The 7,979-nt window shown below is 40.1% G+C and carries 3 protein-coding genes; all 3 read right to left on the minus strand.

What is annotated here, in order from left to right; genetic code table 11:
• The coding region (locus ACEW8U_RS11005; RefSeq protein WP_373522091.1) for a SusD/RagB family nutrient-binding outer membrane lipoprotein at positions 1–1,319 on the minus strand (1,319 nt) is incomplete at its 3' end.
• A 12-nt stretch (positions 1,320–1,331) separates the two neighbouring features.
• Positions 1,332–4,442, minus strand: coding sequence for a SusC/RagA family TonB-linked outer membrane protein (locus ACEW8U_RS11010; protein WP_373522092.1), 3,111 nt, complete (start codon positions 4,440–4,442; stop codon positions 1,332–1,334).
• Between the two features lie 689 nt (positions 4,443–5,131).
• On the minus strand, positions 5,132–7,357 hold the full coding sequence (locus ACEW8U_RS11015) for a sodium-translocating pyrophosphatase (protein ID WP_373522093.1): 2,226 nt from the start codon (positions 7,355–7,357) through the stop codon (positions 5,132–5,134).
• Positions 7,358–7,979 lie beyond the last annotated feature (622 nt).

A 7,979-nucleotide genomic window follows, 5' to 3' on the forward strand; every position in this document is an offset into this window, starting at 1 on the left:
ATAAACTGTCCATTGAGATTTGGGTTGAGGTTGTCAGGAAGTGTCATATCCTTATAAGCATAATTAAATCTCCTTGCATCATTCCAAGTTTCAGGGTTGAGGAAAGTGGCAATCCATTTCTCCTTAAAGATATCATTGATAGTGAAAGCAGCTTCACCCATGCTTACTGATGGGTGGGCGATGTACTGCTCTAAGGAGACGGTATTCACAGATAACATGCTCATATGGGCTCTGATTCCTTCAAGATATGCAGCATAGGCACGTGGTTTATCCGTTTCAAATGCTGCCTCAGCTTCAATAAATTTCAGTTCAGCATAGGTCATTATTAAAACAGGACCTGTACGGGTGGTATAAAATTGACCAGGAATCAAAACCGATCTAGCCCCTCTTTCAGGGGCATTACCCCTACCTGCACCATTTGGTACTCCTATATACGCTCCACCATCAGTTGCTCCGACCATCAAAGGTAATCTTGGGTCTGCTATAGGGTAAGATGTCCCGTCCAATGCTTCAATAAATTGAGAAGAAATCCATCCTCCCAAAAGAAGATTTTGGTTGTTAAGCGCAATCACTTCCCAAGGGTTTCTTCTCTGTTCAAAGAAATTCATTTTTGCATCATCAGCATTTGCAGCAAAACCAGCTGAAACAGCTGATAAAACATTAGCTGCATTGTATCCTGCCTTTCCTTTTGTATGAATTAAAAACCTCGCTTTAAGTGAATTTGCAAATTTGATCCATTTAGGGATATTTCCCTGAAAGATAAAATCATCACCTCTTACAGTCACTGTGGAAGTACTATTAAAATTGACGATAGCCTGATCTAATAAAGAAATGACCTCTGCATATAATTGTTGGTCATTATCAAATATGGGAGTTACGGTTTCGAATGTAAAACCTTCAAAATAGGGAACATTGCCCCACATGTCTACAACCATCCCAAGATTCAGGGCCATCATGGTTTGGGCAACCGCCACATAGTGTGAAGCTCCCAAATCCTCTGCTTTCCTGATCAAGTCAGTATTATCAGACATCACAGAATAGAAAGTACCCCAAGTACCACTGTAATCCAAAGGATCCATAATATCTGATGAACTTGAAGGATTGGGCGAAGCAAGGTGCTGAACATAATTACTTGAGATTGAACCTGCTCTATATACATTCATTGTAGATTCAAGCACCACATTGGTAAGTAATCCTTGGATTGGTGCATCTGTTGGATTATTGGGGTTTTCATTGACATCGAGCCATTCATCACAAGATGCCAAAAACACCATCATTGATGCTATCAAGAGTATTTTAAGTTTTGATAAGTTTTTCATGGTTGCTGGTTTTTAGAATCCAAGATTTAAAGTAAAAAAGAAGCTTTGAACCGCCGGGAAACCCAGGCCTGTAAAACCTACAGCATTACCGCCTGCACCCGCACTGAAAGATTCTGGGTCAAACCCGTCCCAAGGGGTGTAAAGGATGATATTGTTGGCAGCAACTGAGGCTCTTAGAGATCTGATAAAGGTATTCTCTAATAACCTTGGGTTAAAATTATAGCCCAAAGTAATGTTCCTTAGTTTGACGAAACTTGCATCCTGCACAAAATTCTCACTGACTGTCCTGTAAGTATTTCGATAAAATCCAGCACCATAGCCCCTTCCATCAGGACCGTCACCTTGTCCCAACCATACTTCTTGAGTATTCTGGGATCCATCTGCTAATACACCTTCAAAGACCTTGAGGTCATTTCGGTCATTGGTGTATTCATTTAGGCCAAAGGCCGACAAGAAATTGTCAAATTGATTATATTGATCTACACCCCATCTCCAATCTACCAAAAATGAAAAATCCCAATTTTTATAGTTGAAATCATTACGGATTCCGCCAAACCATTTCGGTATGGCATTTCCCAAAATCAATTGGGTTCCATCTCTTACAGGGAAACCATTGGCACCGATCACTATGGGGAGGTTTTTATCAAGAGTTTCTACACCCTCAGGTCTTCCTCCTGCATAGTACCTTGTGTAACTGCTACCATAAATATCTCCATAAGGTCTTCCTTCAATAAGCTTCATGGTAACCGTACTTCCAACATATCCAAATTGGTTACCAATGATAATCTCATCAATTCCTTCTCTGATGGATTTGACCATATTATCATTATAGGATAAATTGAAATTGACATTCCATCTAAAATCATTCCTTTGAACAGCTAAAGCTTTGATCATAAATTCCACTCCTTCATTCTGTATCTCACCTGCATTGGTGATGTAAGAAGTAAATCCTGTAGCTGGGGATACGGGTACAGGTATAATCTGATCCTTGGTGTTATTTTTATAATAGGCAATATCCACTTCTATCCTGTTGTTCAAAAAACCAAGTTGAGTACCCAATTCTATTGAGGAGGTTCTCTCCGGTCTAAGGTTTGGATCTCCAAATCCCCCAAACCTTGTGAAACCAACCTGCCCTTCCAAAGGATAAATTGAGGGTGTCACATAAGTTGCGCCTAACAAATGCGGATTGGTATCTTTACCTACTTCAGCATAAGAAGCTCTGATTTTTCCAAAAGACATCCATGAGGGTAATTCAAAAGATTCTGAAAACAGATAACTTAGATTGAAACTCGGGTAGAAAAAAGAATTGTTCTGCTGAGGTAAAGTAGAAGAAATGTCATTTCTCCCTGTAATATTCAAGAAAAGCGTTCCTTGATAATCTATTGTGACATCCCCATAGAAACCAACCAATCTTCTGATACTCTTACCCTGATCACTGAATACCTGCCTGGTATTGGAGAGGTTAAAAAACTCAGGAATAACAAAGTCCTGTCCCAAAGAAGATAGCCTATCGAATTTCCTTTCGAAAATATCATTACCAAACCTTAAAGAAGTATGCCATTTTTCACTCCATCTTTTTTGCATGGAAACAATAAAAGTGGAGGTCAGGTCTCTGCTATTGATTCTGATTTCACGGATAAATCCTGTGGCACTCAAGGCTCTTTCACCGTCAATCCCTTTAGGTCCTGGGGTGATTTCTGTCCTACTATCAGAAAACACATCAGCTCCGACACGATATGTGAAATCAATCCAATCAGCCGGCTTATAGTTCAAGGTAACATTTCCTATTAACCTGTCCACATTATCTTCAAATGTACTGAACCTGGCATCATAAATTGGGTTCGTGTTAGACCCATAAGTTTTCATAGTTCCATCAGGATTGATGTAATCCCTTACATCTTGCGTTTCAGCCCAATAAACCATCCTTTCCATAAATCTGTCATGTGGAACCCTGTTGCCACCAGAATTAATATAATTTAGGGAACTAGAGAAGTTAAACTTCTCCGAGACTTTTATCTGTCCGTTTAATTTGGCTGATGTCCTTGCCCATCCACTGAAGGGCATAATTCCCTCATGATCAAACCTTCCAAAAGAACCAAAGAATGTGGCTTTTTCACTGCCTCCTGAAATACTCAAGTTATTGGAAACCTGCATACCAGTATCAAAAACCCTTCTCCAATTATTCTGGTATTGATGTCCGGGGACTGTTTGCGCCACTTCTGAGATAGGTGCTCCCCAAGAAGGCCAAAAGCTTGTAGGATCATAAACGCCACTAAAACCCTGACCAAAATTTTCCTGAAGCCTTGGAATTCTATTAGGGGTTTCAAACCCAACAGAAGAACTGAAATTCACCTCAGTGGTTCCTGCTTTTCCTCTTTTTGTGGTGATAATGACAGCACCATTTGCTGCTCTTACTCCGTAAAGCGCAGTTGCGGCAGCCCCTTTGAGTATACTCATTGATTCAACGTCATCAGGATTAAGATCCGCTACTCTGTTGGAAAGCCCTCTGGGTGTTCCGGGAGATTCAATGGTGGAGTTGTCAATTTGAATACCATCAACTATGAACAGGGGCTGATTGTCCGCCCCGGGACTTAAAGAATTGATGCCTCTTATGACGATTCTAGCACTTTGACCAGGTGCGCCACCTGCATTGGTCACTTGAACACCAGCTGCTTGTCCTTGTAGTGAATTGACCAAATTAGGCTGTTTTGTGCGGATGATATCATCACTATCTACCCTTTGCACAGCATATCCAAGGGTCTTTTTGTCCTGTTCAATTCCAAATGCTGTTACTACAAATTCTGAAAGCTGCTTTGTGTCGGTGACCATCACCACATCAACAGTAGACCTATTGTTGATTTCAACAGATTGGCCCACAAAACCAATAAATGAATAAGTCAGAACATTGCTTCCACTTGGCACATTAATGGAGTAATTTCCATCAATGTCGGTGACAGTACCCATGGTGGTGTTCTGAATCAAAACGGTTACTCCCGGAAGTGGCTGTCCATCATCGCGGGAGGTTACTTTTCCTCTTATGGTAACATCTTGGGCAAACACATCTGGAATGCCAAAGGAAACTACCAATAAGAGAAGAATGAGACCAGTAAATTTTCTCTTCATAGTTGTTTGAATTAAGGTTAAAGATTAGTTTTCAATTTAAACCGTTATTAAAATAACAGACCTTGCGCTATATGTTAGGTTGGATCAACCATATTCTTTCAATCAAAAAACAGCAAAAACCAGCAAATTCCCTGGTATTTTAAGCAGATTTTTAAAATCAAACTATACTGTTTAAATAAATTAATAAAAACCTATATTATTACATTTTATGAAATTTTACAACAAATAGGCTTGATTTAATTGGATAAAAAATTATAATTCTACTTTATTTAAAAAAATAGAATATCATTTTTAATCAAGTTGTTTTGCGACATATTATTTCATATTACTGCAAAAAATTACAAATCAGGATTTAGATAAAAAAAATAGTTATCCTCCTCTTTGCCCGTAACCCAATTTTCTACTACAAACAGGTTGGAAGTCCCCTACATGCCGGCAGGCAGGGAAGTACCGGACATTTCACTTTCCTAGCGAGAATTATAATGATTTCAATTTTACTGGCATCATTGCCCACATCCATGTAAAAAAATTGCGATTTTCGTTATTAAAAATATAGGCGCAAAATCCCTTAAGTTCATTATTCAAATAATTGTCTTTTCTTTTTTGACAAGGGACTTTAAATATTATATATCTCATAGTCAAAAAAAAACCGTCTTGAAAGACGGCTTTTTAAATCGGTTTTGAAAATTCTATTTTATCTCGATATTATCAATCGAAACGATTTCCTTCGAAACCTCAGGTACTACCTCTTGTATTTCAATTTTTTCAACTTCTATATGAGTTCTTGTATGTCTATCTCCCTCAGAAATATGTGGTGCGATTACAAGTGCCACAATTGATGTCAGCTTTATCAGGATGTTCATCGATGGGCCTGAAGTATCTTTGAATGGATCACCTACAGTATCACCCGTGACAGAAGCTTTGTGGGCATCTGAGCCTTTATACTGCATCACGCCATCGATCATCACTCCTTTTTCAAAAGATTTTTTTGCATTGTCCCATGCACCACCGGCATTGTTTTGAAAAATACCCATCAGTACACCTGATACTGTAATCCCAGCCAAAGTTCCGCCCAAAACCTCAGGACCAAAAGCAAATCCGACGATAATCGGAGTCAGCAAAGCAATCGCTCCAGGTGCGACCATTTCCCTCAATGATGCCTGAGTGGATATTTCCACACATTTTTCATATTCCGGCTTGGCTTTGTATTCCATGATTCCCGGAATCTCCCTGAACTGTCTCCTTACCTCATTGACCATATCCATGGCTGCACGGCCAACAGCTGCAATCGCCAAAGACGAGAATATAAAAGGGATCATCGCTCCAACAAAAAGACCTGACAGAACATCTGCCTTATAAATATCAATCGAATCAATGCCTGCGATTCCAACATAAGCAGCAAACAAGGCCAAAGCGGTCAATGCAGCTGAAGCAATTGCAAATCCTTTTCCAGATGCAGCGGTAGTGTTTCCTACAGCATCCAGAATATCCGTTCTTTCTCTAACTTCTTTTGGCAAACCAGACATTTCAGCAATACCACCTGCATTATCAGCGATTGGTCCAAAAGCATCTATCGCTAACTGCATGGCAGTTGTGGCCATCATACCTGCGGCTGCAATTGCCACTCCATATAAACCAGCTGCCAGAAAGGAAGTATAAATACCTGCGGCCAAAACCAAAATAGGTGCAACAGTGGATTCCATTCCCACAGAAAGGCCTCCTATAATATTGGTGGCATGACCTGTAGAAGATTGTTTGATGATGGACATCACAGGACGCTTGCCCATGGAAGTATAGTATTCAGTAATCATACTCATCAAGGCGCCTACCACCAAACCAATAACCACTGCACCGAAAACGCCCATTTTGGTAAATACAAAGGATCCGCCTCTTGATAAAATCAAATCACCATCCGGCAACATATACATGATCAATGGATAAGACGCTGCAACAGTCAATAAAATGGAAATCCAGTTGCCTTTGTTTAATGCTGCTTGTACACTGTCAGTCTCTTTGTTGATCTTAACAAAGAAAGTTCCTACGATGGAAAACATCAATCCCATACCAGCTATCACCAATGGCAACAAGACAGGTGCAATTCCTCCAAAATTATCAGCTGAAACAATCTCCCTCCCCAATACCATAGAAGCCAAAATTGTAGCTACATAAGAACCAAAAAGATCCGCTCCCATTCCAGCAACATCTCCAACATTATCCCCTACGTTATCGGCAATAGTCGCGGGGTTTCTTACATCATCTTCTGGAATTCCAGCTTCGACCTTACCGACCAAGTCAGCACCTACATCAGCAGCTTTGGTATAAATACCACCACCCACACGGGCAAACAATGCAATAGATTCAGCACCCAATGAAAAGCCTGCCAAAACTTCCAAGGCAGTTTCCATGGCAGCACCATTCACATCACCACCTGTGGAAATAACAAAAACATTATAAAACACAATAAACAAAGAACCCATACCCAAAACAGCAAGACCAGCGACACCTAAGCCCATAACCGAACCTCCTGTAAAGGACACATTCAAAGCGCCTTTCAAACTTGTTTTGGCTGCTTGTGTGGTTCTTACATTTGCCTTGGTGGCGATATTCATACCCATGTAACCTGCGAAAGCCGACAAAAAGGCTCCAATAACAAATGAAATGGCAATGACCGGGCTTGAGGTTTCCACCAATGTTCCTGACCATCCTAAAATAATTGCGGCGATAACTACGAAATAGCCAAGGATTTTCCATTCGGCTTTCAAAAAGGCCATGGCTCCTTTGGAAATGTGACCTGCCAATTCTACCATGGTTTCATCTCCGGTTTCCTGCTTGGTAACCCAAGCAGATTTGAATGCCATCACTATCAGGCCTATAATCCCCAATACAGGGACCAAATAAATTAACATTTGTTCCATAATGCTTTTTTGAATTTACTGTCAAATTTTAATCCGACAAAGATATTATTATTCATATATCTACCAACCAAATTGGTTAAAAGTCATGTTTTTTTAAAAATGTCAGTTGTTTGGTCGTATTGAATATTTTTTGAGTCAGGCACCCAGATATGGACTAGCTCTTTAGGGATTTAATTAAAATTTTGCATTTTATTGACTCCCCGATATGCTGGGAAGGTTTTCATTTTCACGCATCTCAGTTCTCGGCTCCCCGATTCTCTCGGCAGGCTTTGGCCCTTGTTTCTTATTTCCCAATAAGAGAATCAGACTTTGTTTATTGTTTCTTTTTTCTTGGCTCCCCTATACTCGGGGCAGGCTTTGGCTCTTTTTTCTTGGATCTTGGCTCTTGGTTCTAATTTCTCGGCTCTCGCTTCTCGCTTCTCATAACTCACGTCTAAAAAAAAACATGCAAATTGGAATAGACAGTTTTGCCGCAGCTTCAATCGGGGATGGAAAAAATAAAAACGAAAACAGCGCATTAGCCCTTTCGGAACTTTTGGAGAGAATTGAATATGCTGATGTGATGGGATTGGATGTCTTTGGGATAGGTGAACATCATAGAAAAGAGTTCCTCGACTCAGCA

The sequence above is a fragment of the Aquiflexum sp. genome, assembly GCF_041751335.1.
Lineage (GTDB): Bacteria > Bacteroidota > Bacteroidia > Cytophagales > Cyclobacteriaceae > Aquiflexum.